Below are 15,636 nucleotides of genomic sequence, written 5' to 3' on the forward strand. Positions count from 1 at the left end.
TAAATCATCTATAAGATTAAAAAAATCCCCAATAAGTGAGTCTAAAATTTGGAAGCTTGCCAAATAACCAATATTTTAGTTAAAAAATAACCATGATGAAAACAGGAATCTGTTTGTGTATTATTCTGTTAGGTTTTAGCAGTATCACAGCCCAATCCGCAAAAATTGATACTGAAAAACTGCTTGAATATTATGAAACACAACGGTATGCCGATGCCGCCCAATATCTTCAGACCATATATCCCGGAGAAACACAGGATATAAAAGCCCTTTCGCAAATTGCTTATTGTAATATGATGGCCGGTAAACTGCCGGAAGCAGAGAAAAACTATCTGAAAATTAACACTCTTCAACCGAACAGCCTGCCTACTTTATTCAGCTTGGCCGGTATTAATTCCAGACGGGGAAATGTTGCTAATGCCAAAGCTTACCTTCAGCAGATTATTCAGCTTGACAGCCTTAACTTCAGTGCTTACAAGCAGCTTGCAACTTATGCAGACCAACCTGAGTCCAGACTCGCTTATCTCAAAAAAGCCAATACTATTAATCCTACCGATCCTGATGTAGCTTATGATCTTTCTTTAACCTACAGCGGCCTCAAACAATACCAGCCCGCTTACGATGTATTGAAAACAGCCATTGCTGCTGATACTGAAAATTTCACCTTACAGCAGGCTCTATTACCGGTTGCAAACCAATTGACCAAATATCCGGAAGTGATTGAGACCGGCGAAAAACTGCTGAAAAATCATGCTGACGTCAATGTAATGAATAATATGGGACAGGCCTATTTCTATATAAAGGATTATCAGAAATGCATTATGATGTACAAGGCACTGGAAGATATGGGGGTCCAAAATGAAGGCACATTCTATTATATGGCCTTAAGCTACCGTGAACTGAAAGATTATAATAAAGCTGAAATCTATGCACAAAAAACCATTGATGAAGCCATTTCAAAACACACCACTCTTTATTATGCTACGCTGGCAGGTATTTATGAAGCCAAAAACCAATATAACGATGCGGTAACCGCTTATAAAAGAGGATTGACATTCGGTACCAGCAATATTATTTATTACCGTTTAGGACTTCTTTATGACCTCAATCTGAAGCAGCCCAAAAATGCAGCCATGTATTATCAGCTATATCTTAAAAACAAGCCTGATCAGGAAAAAGAAAAAGAGCAGATTGCTTATGCCCAGGGAAGAATTCCTCTTTTAAAATAGTAACCTAACATTTTGTGATTATAGTCACAAGTGTAAACTTTAATAATCCGTTAATTTTGTATTCAACGATAAAAACAACATTTATGGACAATACAACTCAAAACGTAGCAGAACAGTTTATCCGGTATTTAAATGAAGAAAATTTTGATAAAGCGGAAAGCTGCCTTGATCCTGATTTTAAATTTATAGGAGTATTAGGAAAAAGAGACGGAGCTTCAGTCTATATCAAAGATATGAAGCAGATGAAGTTCAAGTATGAAATTCTTAAGACTTTCACGTCCGGAGAAGATGTATGCTTCTGGTATAATATCAACATGGGAGAAAAAACAATAGAATCTTCAGGATGGTATCAAATACAGAATGGAAAGATCCATACTTTAAAGGTCCTGTTTGATCCGAGACCTTTACTGGACAAATAAAAATATGTTGAAAGCTTTGTCCCCATTCATATCCCCCGGTCGTCAAAAAAAAAGAATTTAACTTATGAAAGAATTTGCACTGATCTTCAGACTGAAAGATATTTCTGATTTCAAACCTTCTCCGGAACAGATCCGGGAGCGTATGGCGTGGCTGGGAAGCATTGCTGCCCAAAACAAACTGGTGGATAAAGGGAACACTTTATTACCTGCTCCCGGCACCGCTAAAACCGTAAAGGCTGACAATATTGTAACAGATGGCCCTTATACCGAGATCAAGGAGTTCATCAGCGGATATATTATTGTACGGGCAGAATCTATAGATGAAGCGGTGGAAATGGCGAAAGGGAATCCTATCTTCAAAATCGGGGGGAATATTGAAGTCCGTGAAGTTTTGAAGCGTCTTTGCCATCAATTTCCGGAATGTCTTCAGATTCCGGAATTTTATTGATATCTGTTCCGGCCAGTGGCGGCAGGTTTACTGTTTCACGCTCTTTGTTTACATTTTCTTTATTTTCTACGGGATAAATGATTCCGCCGGCGGTTAACTGTGTCACATATCTTTGGGGTTTACTCTGAAAAACCTGAATCCGGTCATATAAATAAGCTTTGTGTAGGGGATTAATATCACTACCATTTTCTTCCATCATCGCATAGCATGCTTTCATAAATTCAGGTTCGCCAATAGCATGCTGAATAATCAGCCAGGCAGCATCATTTGCTTTTTCTCCTACTTTTGAGATGGTAGGATATCCAATTTCGGCCATGATTTCCCGCAGCCGTTCCGCATTAGCTTTATGAACTTTTTCCATTTCAGGATGATAACCGCCGGATAGTTCGCCAGCCAGTAACAGCTTTTCTCTTACAGCCAGGTCTTTGTCAGCCATTTCAATCAGTTCTTTTTCAAAAGGGAGATGGTTCATATTATAAATGCTTATTGATGATTGATAAATGATAAGTGATGAATATACTCTATATAATTTTATCAAGAATAAAACTTGCCCTGTTTTCTACTGAAACTTTCGGAACTTCTATGATCGTAAAACCATATTCCTGATAAATTTCTTTCATACGCTCAAAGGTTTCCACTGCCTGTTCAAAGGTTTGTTTTCTTTCAGGATCATTTTCATAAATCTCTTTCCATGGCGGAAGAATAAAAACATTGTTGTGATAAACCATTTCTCTGGCTTTAGATTCCATGATTGCCGGAATGGGAATATTTTCAAGTCTCATATAACCAAGCGTATCCAGTATACCGCGGTCAAAGAAAACAGCTTTTGTATAGCCCATTTTACTTATTTCCAGGTAGGTTTTTACAGATTCCTGAAACATCAGTTCCGCAAAACGCTCTTTATTGAGCCAGGGAAGCCCTTCACCACCGGAATCAATCTGCTGCCTGATGATTCTCCTTCCTTCTTCAGGCACTGTAATCACTTCATGACGGCTTAATTCTTCCAGCAATGTTGTTTTGCCGGCTCCGGGGCCTCCGGTAATAATATATCGTGTTGAAATATCCTGCTTCATGGATCTGAATATATTTTAATTAAACCCAGGTTTTCAAATTCTGAGGGATTTAACTATTATTTTTAATAATACTTTATAAGTATTGATACGGTCTTCCTCACGGAACATATTACATAATATCAGCAGATTATCCGTATTGTATTTTTCTGAAACCTCCCGCAATCTCTGACCAACAGACTGTGGCGTTTCTGTAATAATCCTGTCTAAAACAGTAAAGAACTCTTCTTCATCTTTAGTTCCCAGAACCTTTTCCTCAACAGCTTCCGGAGAAAGAACAGCATCCGGACTTACCAGTTGCCGGGATTGTAAAAACTGATAAGCCATTCCATAGGCATTCCGTCTGGCCTCTCCAATGGTAGCAGCCACTGATGCTGCCACTGCAACCTGTAAAGAAGGCTTTGGGAAATATTTCGTTGCATCAAACTCTCTGAGATAAGCATCTGTATTTTCCATTCCGTTCTCATTGTTCATAAAAGCAGCAAATGAATATCCGATCCCGTGCTTTGCGGCTTCCCTGGCAGAAGTTATTCCAGAACCCAGCCACATGATTTAAGGGATATGCTGCACATGGGTTGGCTGCGCAATAAGCCCATTGTATACACTTTCTTCGTCTCTGATAAACTGAATGATTTCTTCCAGCTTTGTCTCCATATTGGATAAGACCACCGGTTTATGATTATTCAAAGCCATTACGGCATCTTTTAATCCTCCCGGCGCCTTTCCCAGCCCTAAAATAAAGCGTCCAGGATATAAGGTTGACAGCATTTTGGTCCATTCTGCAATTTTATAGGCAGAATAATTCCGCATCATGATGCCGGCTGTCCCCACTTTGATACGGCTTGTTTTACTGAGGACAACTGCGGCTAAAAGTTCGGGACTGGAGCTGCCGTAGGCTTCTACTCCATGGTGTTCAGAATACATAATACTATGAAATCCTGTTTCTTCAGCCAATAAGGCAAGATTAAGACTGTTAGTCAATGCCAATGCTGCACTCCCTCCCATGACGGCAGGTGACTGGTCTAATATCCCTAACTTCAGCTTCATCGTATTGAATCAATTTTATGGTGAAGTTATGAAAGCTTTGTTTAACAGAAAAATATAATCCTATCATTCTTTAGGCGGGAAGACAATTCCTTCATCCTTAATCAGGTCGTAACCAAATTTCATGATAGTTTCAATGACCGGAATAGCTTTTTCCCCTTTCTTTGTAAGGCTGTACTCTACTTTTGGAGGAACTACGGGAAATACTTCCCGGTAAATCATCTCTTTGGCTTCCAGCTCACGCAGCTGGCTGGTAAGCATTTTATCTGTAATATGGGGAATATCCTTTTTAAGCTCACTAAAACGGAGTGGCTTTTCCTGCAATCTCCACAAAATCGGCATTTTCCAGGTTCCGCCGATATGACTTAATGCAAATTCAATGGGAGTATAGTACAATCTTTTATCATGGAAAAATTCAGGCATAACAAATGTTTTTACATTAACACTTTCAAAAAAGTAAGTATAGAACTAAAAGGTAAGTATATAGCTTTCTGATAGCCTATTCTGCAAATTTGCAAAAAAAATAATGAATATGAACAGAAATCTTTATGTGCTGGCATTAGGTGTTTTCGGCATTACCACTACAGAATTCGGAGTGATTGGAGTATTGCCTGAACTCGCGTCTGCATTCCGGGTCTCCATTGAAAAAGCGGGATGGCTGCTGAGTATATTTGCATTGATTGTTGCTGTTTTCGGGCCATTCATGCTTCTTACTCTCTCTTCTTACAAAAGAAAAAGCTTATTGGTTTTTTCTTTATCAGTTTTTGTTGCAGCCAATATCCTGTCTGCCTTTATTCCTGATTTTTATCTTCTTCTTATCACAAGAATGATTCCTGCGTTCTTCCATCCGGTATACTGGTCTATTGCTTTATCTGTGGCCGGACAAACCTCAGATCCTGCAGAGAAATCCAGGGCTGTCAGTATTATTTTTTCCGGGCTTACACTGGCGACTGTCATGGGAGTACCCTTGTCAACTTTTATGTCTGATCTTCTCTCCTGGCAATCTTCTTTTTTACTTACTGCTTTCATTAATGGAGTTGCTCTGGCGGGAGTATGGCTGTATTTGCCATCCATTCAGAATACAGGAACATCGTCAGGTAAATTCGAAATTAAAATATTTCGGAATAAGCACATATGGACCGGACTTTTTCTGGCATTCTTCATGATTACAGCAATGTATTCAACCTACGGTTATATGGCAGATTTTTTGAAGAATGTCACCAAAATGAATGGAAAACAGATCAGTCTGATGCTTTTTCTGTTTGGTACAGCAGGTATTGCAGGAAACAGAATTGCAGGAAAATATATGAGCAGATTTCCATTTCAGACTACTTTTGTGTTCCTGATTTTACTATCCGGAATTCACCTTCTGATTGGGTATTACGGGAGCTGTTTTACCCCTATGATTTTGATTGTAGTCTTTTGGGGACTCATACATTCCGGAGGTTTTCTGATCAGTAATATCAATGTAACCTCGTCTACATCAGAGGACTCTGAGTTCGTCAACAGTATTTTTACTTCCTGCGGGAATTTTGCAGTTACAGCAGGTACTCTTTTTGGGGGATTCTGTATTGCCCGTTATGGTATAGAAAATATTGTGTGGGCAAGCATCACAGGTCTTGTTCTTGCTATGGTTCTGCTCCTTTTCAAAAAGAGAAACAGGTATTGAGTTTTTACTAAAACAGGATTTCACTTTATTTATTCCAGAAACAAGATCTTACTTCTGATCCTTATATCTGCGACTGTCTTTAATAATCGTAATTATTACGAAGTAAATCAAAAGCGCAAGAATATGAAGCCCTGGTACAACAAGCAGAAAAAACCACCATACAAGCCCTGCTCCTCCACTGCTGTCAAATAGTAAATGATAATATAATATTGAATTGTACAAGCAGAACAATATCATATTGACAGTGCCGAATTTCCAACTGTGCCTAAAGGTTGCAATAATAAGTAAGAAACAAACTATTGAAGCTGTATATAAAAGCTGATTATCATTCATTGTTGGTTAAACTATTTATCATTTATTTTAAATTTCACAAGAACTGTTTCGTCTTTTAGTAGATAGTAGTCTTTAGAGAAACTGTTATCTGTTAACACAAATTCATAGGTTCAAATCTGTTGATGGTTGTAAAAAAGAACTTGCAGATACAAAAAAAATAATAGTTGAAACGTTTCATGGTTGGTTTTTAATGATAACAATGATACATAGAATTATCATATTTTACAAATAACATTTGCTTTGTAATGTCTGTTATGCAAAAGCATGTGAACTAAAAACCATCATAATAACTCCAAAAAAAGAAACCTGAATATGTATTTTTAAATTTTATTTATATCAATTCCAAATAATTTCAATACTTTCCATTTATTGTCATAAATATTTAATACTTTAGCTCAATAATTTGAACGAATGGGAATAATCCTTAAACCAATTGATATTGTAGATGACATTTCACAAGAAGAATTCCGTGAAAAATATCTAAAGCCATGTAAGCCGGTAGTAATCAGAAATATGGCAAGAAAGTGGCCTGCCTATCAAAAATGGACGATGGACTATATGAAGGAGGTAGTTGGTGACGTTATTGTTCCTCTTTATGACAGTTCAAAAGCAGATCCTGCAGCTCCTATTAATACTCCGACGACAAAAATGCCTTTCAGTGAGTATGTTGATCTTATTCAAAGAGAGCCTACAGACCTGAGAATCTTTTTCTTTGATCCTATAAAATTTGCGCCAAAATTACTGGATGATTATGTTCCGCCAAAAAATCTTATGGGTGGATTTTTAGATAAATATCCAAGTATGTTCTTCGGTGGTAAGGGCTCTGTGACTTTCCTTCATTATGATATTGATATGCCGCATATTTTCCATACCCATTTCAATGGAAGAAAGCATGTCCTTCTTTTTGAATACAAATGGAAAACCCGTCTTTATAAGCTTCCTTATGCTACCTATGCCCTGGAAGACTATGATATTGCCAATCCTGATTTTGAAAAATTTCCTGCCTTGGACGGGATTGAAGGAATTGAATGTTTCCTGGAGCATGGAGATACCCTATTTATGCCTACCGGCTGGTGGCACTGGATGAAATATCTGGACGGTTCTTTCTCTATTTCCCTGCGTGCCTGGGATAAAAGCTGGGCGGTAAAAGCACATTCTCTCTGGAATCTTGCTGTTCAGCGTAATTTTGATAATTTCATGAAAGGTCGGTATAAAAAGAGGTATATGGACTGGAAAGAAAGGAAAGCCGTAGAAAAAGCCAATATTGCTTTGAAAAAAGGACTTCCAAAATAACAGGAAATTTTTAAAATATATAATGGATGGATGATTGAATAGAATCATCCATTCTTTTTTTATTCACCTTCAGGATATGATTCAAAAATTAATTAAATTGCATACTACGTTCCCTAATATCCGAATATATGTTTGAAAAGTTAATAGATAGTTTTGAAAAGCTATGCCTGCAGATCATTATTGAAATACTGCTGGTTCCGGTAACCATTTTCAAATTGTTTCAGGATCCCCGCCGCTGCTATGATCTTTCCGCACACGAGATGGAAAAAGAAGAAGCCGAGCGTTTTCACGACTACCTCTCTCCTATCAAACTTTCTGTTTATACTTCTGTAATAGTCTCTGTACTTTTGATGGATTACAGCGGAGAACACAATATCATTTCCAGAATTAAGGGGCTGAGTATGGTAGAAAAGGCACTCTTTATATTTTTGATGAATAATATTACGGCTGTCATATTCAGCGTTGCTTTATTATGGTACAAACATGAAAAAGTAAATACGGTGACCTTCCGGACATTGCTGTTTTCTTTTATTTATACAACCGTCTATACTACTACTCCTTTTTTTATATTAATCAGTTCGGCTATGTTTCTGGGGCAGACACTGAATGTGGAAGCTTATCTGGACCGTCTTGGCAAAGTGAGTGAATATGGAACAAGAGATTATCTGTTTTTTCTGGTCTTTCTGATTTTTATTATTATTGGAATTATCGGGGTCTTCAAGTTGTTCAAAGCACTCCATTACATTCTGAAGAATAATTTCAGCTATCATCCTTATGTCGTATGGTTTTTCACAGTGCTGTTCTTTGTTATTCAGCTTTATTATGCAAGAGGATTTATTTAAAAACCAACACATACCAGTCTGTTCATATTTGTTTACATTTGTAAAAATCTTACATCATGCCTAAACCTCGAGAAAGAATAGTAAGCACTGCAATGGTGCTGTTCCATAGACAAGGCTATAACAACACGGGTATTAACCAGATTATTGACGAAGCCGACGTGTCAAAGGCAAGCTTTTATCAGCATTTTAAATCTAAAGATGATCTTTGCATAGAGTTTCTTAATAAAAGGTATGACTATTGGGTTTCTGAGCTTGAAAAATTCACATCGGAAGCAAAAACAGTGCAGGAAAAGTTCCAGAAGTCATTTGATTTCCTGATGTACATGAATGAAAAAGAAGATTTCCGCGGATGCAGTTTTCTGAATATCCTGTCGGAAATTCCTGCCGATAAGGAAGAAATTCATAAGGTAATCCGCAATCATAAAATTAAGCTGAGAGAATCCTTCAATGAAGATATTCAAAATGAGATGATATCAGCCCATATCTATCTTCTTTTTGAAAGTTCAATACTGACCAGCCAGCTTTACAGATCGAATGAGCTGATAGAAAAATCTAAAATGATTGTGCAGGAAATACTCAATTCATCACGTCAAGCAAAATTTTAAATTTTGGCTAAAGCCGGTGGATTGGTTTATATTTTTAAGGCGGGCTAAAGCCCACCTCTATTGAATTTTAATAACAACATCTTTTATCTTTTATCTTTTATCTTTTATAAATTCTCCTGTATTAACAATTCTTAAAAAAAACTTAATTTTCTCTTCAACCCGTTTCCCAAACAGTCGTTTAATTTTGTTTCTGATTTTATCTAAAGAAGGAAAAAGTGAAAAAAATTTTTACAACTGTTTTATTTTGTGCCTCTGTTTTTTTCTATGCACAGACCGGTTCTCTTTCCGGAAACATCAATGACGACTCGAAAATAGCCCTGCCGGGAGCCAAAATCTCCTTAAGCCCGGGAAATATCTATACAACTTCTGATGAACATGAAAACTTTGTTTTCCTGAATGTGCCTCCAGGAACCTACACCATGAAGATCGATTATCTGGGATATGGAACTCATGAGTATAATGTAACGGTAGAGCCTGAAAAAAACACCCGTCAGAATATTATTTTCGACAAGAAAGAGACATCCATTGCGGCTATTGTAGTTTCGGGAGCTACATTAAAAAATCAGGCAAGAGCTTTAAACAAGCAAAAAAATAATGCCAATATCACCAACGTGATTTCTTCCGATCAGATCGGACGTTTTCCTGATGCCAATATCGGAGATGCTTTGAAGCGCGTTCCCGGAATTACTATACAAAATGACCAGGGTGAAGCCAGAAATCTCATCATCCGGGGGCTTGCTCCCAATCTTAACTCCGTTACCCTGAATGGTGACAGAATTCCTTCTGCTGAAGGAGATAACCGGAATGTTCAGATGGACCTGATTCCTTCTGACATGATCTCTACAATAGAGGTTAACAAAACCCTGACTCCGGATATGGATGCCGATGCCATCGGTGGTTCCGTCAACCTGATTACAAGAGCTTCCCCGAACGGACAGAGAATTTCTGCCACACTCGCCGGAGGATACAATCCGATCCGTGAAAAAGGAAATTATACAGCCGGATTTGTTTATGGAAACAGATTCCTGGATAAAAAACTAGGCGCAGTTTTCATTTTTTCCTATAACAACAATAATTTCGGTTCGGATAATATTGAACCTGTATGGAGCCAGGCCAATGATCTCGCCCAGACTGTTTATGTGAGCAAAATGGGAGTACGTTATTATAATGAACACCGTATCAGGCACAGCTTTGATCTTAATATGGATTATGAATTCAATTCTAAAAACAAGATCTATGCTTCGGCTATGTACAACTTCAGAAATGATAAAGAAACCCGATATGCCTTAGGATATAAAATAAAACCGGTATACAACGCTGACGAAACCGAAATCACAGACTGGAAAGGAAGTATTACAAGACAGAATAAAGGTGGTGATGCCGATAATGACAATACCCGCCTGGAAAAACAGAAAGTTCAGAACTATGCTTTAAGAGGAGAACATTTACTAGGTTCTAAAGTAGATCTCGACTGGTCCGTAAATTATGCCATCGCCAGTGAAGACAAACCTCATCAGCGTTATATAGAATTTGAAAACAGCAAAATGAATTTTTCTCCGGACCTCAGTAATCCTGAAAAACCTGTGATCAACCTTCTGGCGGCAGATAATCCGGGAAGCTATAAACTGAGTGATCTTTCCGATGCCAACAGCTTTACACAGGAAAAGGAACTGGGAGCAAAAGTGAATGTGCGCTTTCCGTTTTCAGTAATTGATGGTCAGAAAGGACGTCTCCGTACTGGTTTCCGCATGCGTTTGAAGAAAAAGGAAAGAGAAAATGATTTCTATGCTTTTACACCTGTCAACAGTATGGGAAGTCTTTTATCCGTTCCGACAATAAATCTGGACGGTCAGAACTTCCAGCCGGGGAATTATGTTCCGGGAACATTCGTTGATCCTTCTTTCCTTGGCAATCTGGATTTATTCAATCCGGGGTTGTTCAATGGTAAGCTGAAACCTGAAAAATATTTATCCAGCAACTACAATGCAAAAGAGCAGATCTATGCAGGTTATATCCGCTGGGACCAGGATTTTAATGATCAACTGTCCATGATCGTTGGAGCCCGTGTAGAAACAACACAGATTGATTACACCGGAAACTATGTCATGAATGAAAAGGATCTGGTAGGACAGATTAATAATACCAATACCTACACAAACGTACTTCCGAATATTTCCTTCAAATACGTTCCGGTGCAGGATCTTGTGCTTCGGGCAGCCTTTACGACAGCACTTGCCCGCCCGAACTACTATTCGCTCGTTCCTTATCTGAATGTAATTTCAGAAGATGAAATCGTTGCAGCCGGAAATCCGAATCTAAAGGCAACCTATGCCTACAATTTTGATTTCATGGCGGAAAAATACTTTAAATCTGTCGGGATTCTTTCCGGAGGCGTTTTCTACAAAAACCTGAACGATTTTATTTATACGTATTCAAAAAGGAATTACACTGCCAATGACTTTGCCAATGATTTTGCGGGACAAACCAATCCGATTCCAGCCGGAGAAAGCAACTGGAAGTTTACCCAGCAGCGTAACGGTGACAATGTAGATATTTATGGTTTTGAGGTCGCTTTACAAAGACAGCTTGACTTTATTCCGGGAGCTTTCTGGAAAGGACTTGGAGTGTATGTCAACTATACTTATACCAAATCGAAGGCAAAAGGAATTACCAATGAAGAAGGTGTTGAAAGAACAGATGTAGGATTTCCAGGAGCTGCCCCTCATATGTTCAACGGATCTTTATCGTGGGAAAACAAACGTTTTTCAGCCAGAGTTTCCATGAATTATGCTTCTCATTATATTGATGAGCTCGGTGGCAAGGCGTTTGATGACCGTTATTATGACAAACAGTTTTTCCTTGATGCCAATGCTTCCTACAGGATTACAAGCCAGCTCAGAGTTTTTACAGAAGCCAATAATCTGACGAACCAGCCGTTAAGATATTATCAGGGAATCCCAGACAGAACCGCTCAGGCTGAATATTACAGACCGAGGTTTACGATGGGGGTAAAATTTGATTTTTAAAACAAACATGAAAAACATACATTATATACTGGCTCTTTCAGTTCTTCCTTTTGTGATCAACTGCACCGGTCAGCAACAATTAACAGAAAAATTAAAACCAACTGTTATTACAGAAACAGTTGTTCATGATACCGATGATCCTGCGATATGGATCAATCCTCAGGATACTTCAAAAAGTATCATCATCGGCACAGATAAAGATACGGATGGAGGCTTGTATGCATTTGATCTTAACGGAAAAATCATTAATAAAGTTTTAGGATTAAAACGTCCCAACAATGTTGATCTTGAATATGGTTTTATTTTAAATGGAAAGAAAACGGACATCGCTGCCGTAACGGAAAGGGAAACGAACAAAGTAAAATTGTATTCTCTTCCCGAACTGAAAGAAGTGGGAGAAATCTCTGTATTTGAAGGAGAAACAGAACGTGGCCCGATGGGAATTTCAATGTATAAAAATCCACAGACAGAAGAAATATTTGTCATTGTGGGAAGAAAATCAGGTCCGTCTGACGGCTATCTATGGCAATATAAACTGTCTGAAAAAAACGGTTCCATTACCGGAGAAGTTGTACGCAAGTTTGGAAAATACAGCGGCCTGAAAGAGATTGAAAGCATTGCTGTAGATGACGAAATGGGTTATATCTATTATTCTGATGAGCAGTTCGGGGTTCACAAATATTATGCTGATCCGGAAAAAGGAAATGAAGAGTTATCCGTTTTCGGAAAAGGGGATTTCAAATCTGATGTGGAAGGAATTTCCATCTACCCTACTTCTAAGGGAAAAGGATATATTCTGGTTTCAAATCAGCAGAATGATACCTTCAATGTCTATTTAAGAGAAAATCAATCCAAAGGAAGAATTGCGGAAATTCCGGTTTCTACCTTAGAGAGTGATGGTTCTGAAGTGATCAATGTTAACTTAGATCCGAAATTCCCAAAAGGAGTTTTTGTTGCCATGAGTAATGGCAGAGTATTTCATTATTATGACTGGAGAGAGGTTGAGAAAGCAATCAAATCTGCGGTAAAGACTAAAAAATAAAAGAATTTTGAACCATTAAGGTGATAAGGTTTTAAGCGTGTTAAGTTGAACTGTACTGTCATTGCGAACCACAGGTGAAGCAATCTCATGAGCTGAGTTCAACTTAATGCTCTTCATTATTTATGATTTAAAATTTTTCCACGCAAAGGTTATTTTAAATTTCGTAATATTTTAAGAAAGCAAAGAAAGAGTTGATTTGCAATCAACCGATGAAGCTAAATTTTTATCCACAAGCTTTTTAAGCAGCTTACTGCAAATCTTTGCTAACTTAGAAATAAGAAAGCTTAACTTTTTAACTTTGCGTTTTAACACTACTTTCTTATTGCACATGTTTCCTCAAAAACTCTGCGGTGAATGATATTTTATTTTTTAACAAATCCAGCGGAGTTCCTTCAAATAATACCTTACCACCAAATTTCCCTGCACCGGGTCCCATATCAATTATCCAGTCTGCCTGTGAAATAATATCAAGATTGTGTTCGATGACAATCAAGGTATTATTCTGATCTACAAGACCATTGAAAAACGTCAGCAGCTTTTGGGTATCATTTGGATGCAGCCCTGTGCTCGGTTCATCAAGAATAATGATCTGATTGGTATTTTTCAGTTCTCTTGTCAGTTTCAGGCGCTGTCTTTCGCCTCCGGAAAAGCTGTCCAGCCTTTGTCCTAATGTCAGATAATCAAGTCCCAGCTGTATCAGTAAATCAAAATTTCTGAGAACAAATTCATCCTTAAAAAAATCAGCGGCTTCAGAAACCGTCATGCTCATCACTTCAGCAATTGTTTTTCTATGGTATGTATACTTCAGCACGTCGGGATCAAATCCTGAACCTCCGCAAACCTCGCATGGCTGTTCAATATCATCCATAAAAGCAAGGTCAATTTTTTCTATTCCCAATCCTTTACAGTTTTTACAGGCCCCTTCACTGTTTCTGCTGAACAGCTTGTCTGAAACATGATTAGACTGTGCAAAAAGCTTACGCACAATATCTGATATTCCGAGATAAGTAAGCAAATTGGAACGGGCACTTGCAGCGAACAAAGACTGATCAATAATGGTCACATCCGGATAAAGCTCAGGTAAAATACGATTAATCAGGGTACTTTTGCCGGATCCTGCCACTCCTGTTACAACTGTCATTATTCCGGTTGGAATATTTACGGTCACGTTTTTAAGATTATACTTGTTGGCATTTTTAATTTCAAGATAACCTTTAGGTTTTCTGAATTTTTGTTTTACAGAAGGTTTCTTTGCAAAATAAGAACCTGTTTTCCCTTCCGAATTTTTTAAATTTTTAAATGTTCCGTCATATACCACCTCTCCTCCATTTCTTCCTGAACCGGGACCAATATCAATAACCCGATCCGCCATTTTAATCAGGTCAGGATCATGCTCTACAATTAAAACAGAATTTCCTTTGTCCCGGATCTGCTGCATGATGGTGATGATATTCTGCAGATCTTTCGGATGAAGTCCGATACTGGGTTCATCAAAAATATACAACAGGTCTACCAGGCTGTTTCCCAGACTCCGAACCATCTTTATGCGCTGAGACTCTCCTCCGGAAAGGGTGTTGGTGCTTCTGTCCAAAGTCAGATACTGCAGCCCGATCGTAATGATATTCTGTAGTTTTGCTGAAAGCTCTTTAATAACGACTTCATATGTCCCTGAATCCAGAGACGTAATAAACTCCAGCAGCTCGTCTACGGAAAGTGCCATACAGTCTGCAATACTCATTCCCTGGATTTTACAGGATAATATTTTTTCATTCAGCCGTTTTCCGTTGCATGACGGGCATGTTTTCGTTATGACAATATTTTTCAGAGCGTCTTTTCTTGTGATGTTTTCTTTAGAATCTTTTTTCAGAAACGCTTTTTCAATTCTTGGGACAATACCTTCGTATTTTACCGTTTTTCCCCATTCCTTATGAGGATGTTTAGGTTTGTGCTCCGGTGCGTACAACAAGGTTTCCCATTCTTTATCAGTAAAATCTTTCAGCTTTTTATCATTATCAAAATAGCCTGATAAAGTATATCTTGTTAAACGCCATCCGCCTGGCTGAAAAGTCGGAAACCTTACGGCTCCTTCGTGCAGGGACTTTTCACGATCAATTAAGGCATTCACATTCAATGTCTGAACAAATCCCAATCCTTCACACTCCGGACACATTCCCTGAGGATGATTGAATGAAAATACATTTGAATATCCTACAAACGGCTCTCCCATTCTGGAAAACAAAAGCCGTAAAGAAGCAGACACGTCCGCTGCCGTTCCCACAGTAGATCTGGCATTTCCTCCCAACCGTTTCTGATTGATAATGATTGGAACATTCAGATTCTCAATTTTATCTACATCCGGAAGGCCATAATGCTGCAAACGGTTTCTGATAAAGCTGTTCTGGGTTTCATTGATCTGTCTTTGTGCTTCAGCCCCAATCGTTTCAAAGACCAATGATGATTTTCCGGATCCGGATACTCCCGTAAAAACTACAATCTTGTATTTTGGGATTTTTATGGAAATATTTTTGAGATTATTTTGCCGGGCATTCGTAATTTCTATATTTTCCATGATAAAAATACTTAACTTTGTTAATATTTAACTAAGTTAAGCATATT

At 38.1% G+C, this 15,636-nt stretch carries 15 protein-coding genes; 9 read left to right on the top strand and 6 right to left on the bottom strand.

Annotated elements, in window-relative coordinates:
• Nucleotides 1-92: 92 nt before the first annotated feature.
• From ACE3RB_RS12095 to ACE3RB_RS12105, 3 genes are all read left to right on the top strand, one after another.
• A complete protein-coding gene (locus tag ACE3RB_RS12095) occupies nucleotides 93-1,229 on the top strand; it encodes a tetratricopeptide repeat protein (protein ID WP_374464441.1) in 1,137 nt (378 codons plus the stop codon).
• Nucleotides 1,230-1,312: 83 nt separating this feature from the next.
• The gene (locus ACE3RB_RS12100) at nucleotides 1,313-1,648 is read left to right on the top strand and encodes a nuclear transport factor 2 family protein (protein ID WP_374464442.1); all 336 of its coding nucleotides are present in this window, start codon (nucleotides 1,313-1,315) and stop codon (nucleotides 1,646-1,648) included.
• Between the two features lie 64 nt (nucleotides 1,649-1,712).
• Nucleotides 1,713-2,096: a YciI family protein gene (locus ACE3RB_RS12105; RefSeq protein ID WP_374464443.1), complete on the top strand. Its 384-nt coding sequence runs from the start codon at nucleotides 1,713-1,715 to the stop codon at nucleotides 2,094-2,096.
• On the opposite strand, the gene ACE3RB_RS12110 is transcribed toward ACE3RB_RS12105, so the two are convergent.
• The 5 genes from ACE3RB_RS12110 to ACE3RB_RS12130 all read right to left on the bottom strand — a co-directional run bounded on the left by ACE3RB_RS12110 (nucleotide 2,005) and on the right by ACE3RB_RS12130 (nucleotide 4,633).
• Nucleotides 2,005-2,568, bottom strand: a complete 564-nt coding sequence (locus ACE3RB_RS12110; RefSeq protein ID WP_374464444.1) for a DUF6624 domain-containing protein — start codon at nucleotides 2,566-2,568, stop codon at nucleotides 2,005-2,007. The two genes, ACE3RB_RS12105 and ACE3RB_RS12110, sit on opposite strands and share 92 nt — an antisense overlap.
• A gap of 49 nt (nucleotides 2,569-2,617) precedes the next feature.
• On the bottom strand, nucleotides 2,618-3,169 hold the full coding sequence (locus ACE3RB_RS12115; RefSeq protein ID WP_374464445.1) for an AAA family ATPase: 552 nt from the start codon (nucleotides 3,167-3,169) through the stop codon (nucleotides 2,618-2,620).
• Between the two features lie 33 nt (nucleotides 3,170-3,202).
• Nucleotides 3,203-3,715, bottom strand: a complete 513-nt coding sequence (locus tag ACE3RB_RS12120; RefSeq protein WP_374464446.1) for a hypothetical protein — start codon at nucleotides 3,713-3,715, stop codon at nucleotides 3,203-3,205.
• Nucleotides 3,716-3,718: 3 nt separating this feature from the next.
• Complete coding sequence (locus ACE3RB_RS12125; protein ID WP_374464447.1) at nucleotides 3,719-4,213, bottom strand: LLM class flavin-dependent oxidoreductase; 495 nt, start codon at nucleotides 4,211-4,213, stop codon at nucleotides 3,719-3,721.
• A gap of 63 nt (nucleotides 4,214-4,276) precedes the next feature.
• On the bottom strand, nucleotides 4,277-4,633 hold the full coding sequence (locus ACE3RB_RS12130) for a winged helix-turn-helix transcriptional regulator (RefSeq protein ID WP_374464448.1): 357 nt from the start codon (nucleotides 4,631-4,633) through the stop codon (nucleotides 4,277-4,279).
• 109 nt (nucleotides 4,634-4,742) lie between these two features.
• Between ACE3RB_RS12130 and ACE3RB_RS12135 the strand changes: the two genes are divergently transcribed.
• The 6 genes from ACE3RB_RS12135 (at nucleotide 4,743) to ACE3RB_RS12160 (ending at nucleotide 13,020) form a co-directional block, all read left to right on the top strand.
• Nucleotides 4,743-5,879, top strand: coding sequence for an MFS transporter (locus tag ACE3RB_RS12135; RefSeq protein ID WP_374464449.1), 1,137 nt, complete (start codon nucleotides 4,743-4,745; stop codon nucleotides 5,877-5,879).
• 744 nt (nucleotides 5,880-6,623) lie between these two features.
• The gene (locus ACE3RB_RS12140) at nucleotides 6,624-7,505 is read left to right on the top strand and encodes a cupin-like domain-containing protein (RefSeq protein WP_374464450.1); all 882 of its coding nucleotides are present in this window, start codon (nucleotides 6,624-6,626) and stop codon (nucleotides 7,503-7,505) included.
• A gap of 128 nt (nucleotides 7,506-7,633) precedes the next feature.
• Nucleotides 7,634-8,347, top strand: a complete 714-nt coding sequence (locus ACE3RB_RS12145; protein ID WP_374464451.1) for a hypothetical protein — start codon at nucleotides 7,634-7,636, stop codon at nucleotides 8,345-8,347.
• A 56-nt stretch (nucleotides 8,348-8,403) separates the two neighbouring features.
• Nucleotides 8,404-8,952, top strand: a complete 549-nt coding sequence (locus ACE3RB_RS12150; RefSeq protein ID WP_374464452.1) for a TetR/AcrR family transcriptional regulator — start codon at nucleotides 8,404-8,406, stop codon at nucleotides 8,950-8,952.
• A 215-nt stretch (nucleotides 8,953-9,167) separates the two neighbouring features.
• Complete coding sequence (locus ACE3RB_RS12155) at nucleotides 9,168-11,978, top strand: TonB-dependent receptor (RefSeq protein ID WP_374464453.1); 2,811 nt, start codon at nucleotides 9,168-9,170, stop codon at nucleotides 11,976-11,978.
• Nucleotides 11,979-11,985: 7 nt separating this feature from the next.
• Nucleotides 11,986-13,020: a phytase gene (locus ACE3RB_RS12160; RefSeq protein ID WP_374464454.1), complete on the top strand. Its 1,035-nt coding sequence runs from the start codon at nucleotides 11,986-11,988 to the stop codon at nucleotides 13,018-13,020.
• Nucleotides 13,021-13,339: 319 nt separating this feature from the next.
• On the opposite strand, the gene ACE3RB_RS12165 is transcribed toward ACE3RB_RS12160, so the two are convergent.
• On the bottom strand, nucleotides 13,340-15,589 hold the full coding sequence (locus tag ACE3RB_RS12165; protein ID WP_374464455.1) for an ATP-binding cassette domain-containing protein: 2,250 nt from the start codon (nucleotides 15,587-15,589) through the stop codon (nucleotides 13,340-13,342).
• Nucleotides 15,590-15,636: the final 47 nt, after the last annotated feature.

It is taken from the genome of Chryseobacterium sp., from assembly GCF_041914225.1.
Classification (GTDB): Bacteria; Bacteroidota; Bacteroidia; order Flavobacteriales; family Weeksellaceae; genus Chryseobacterium.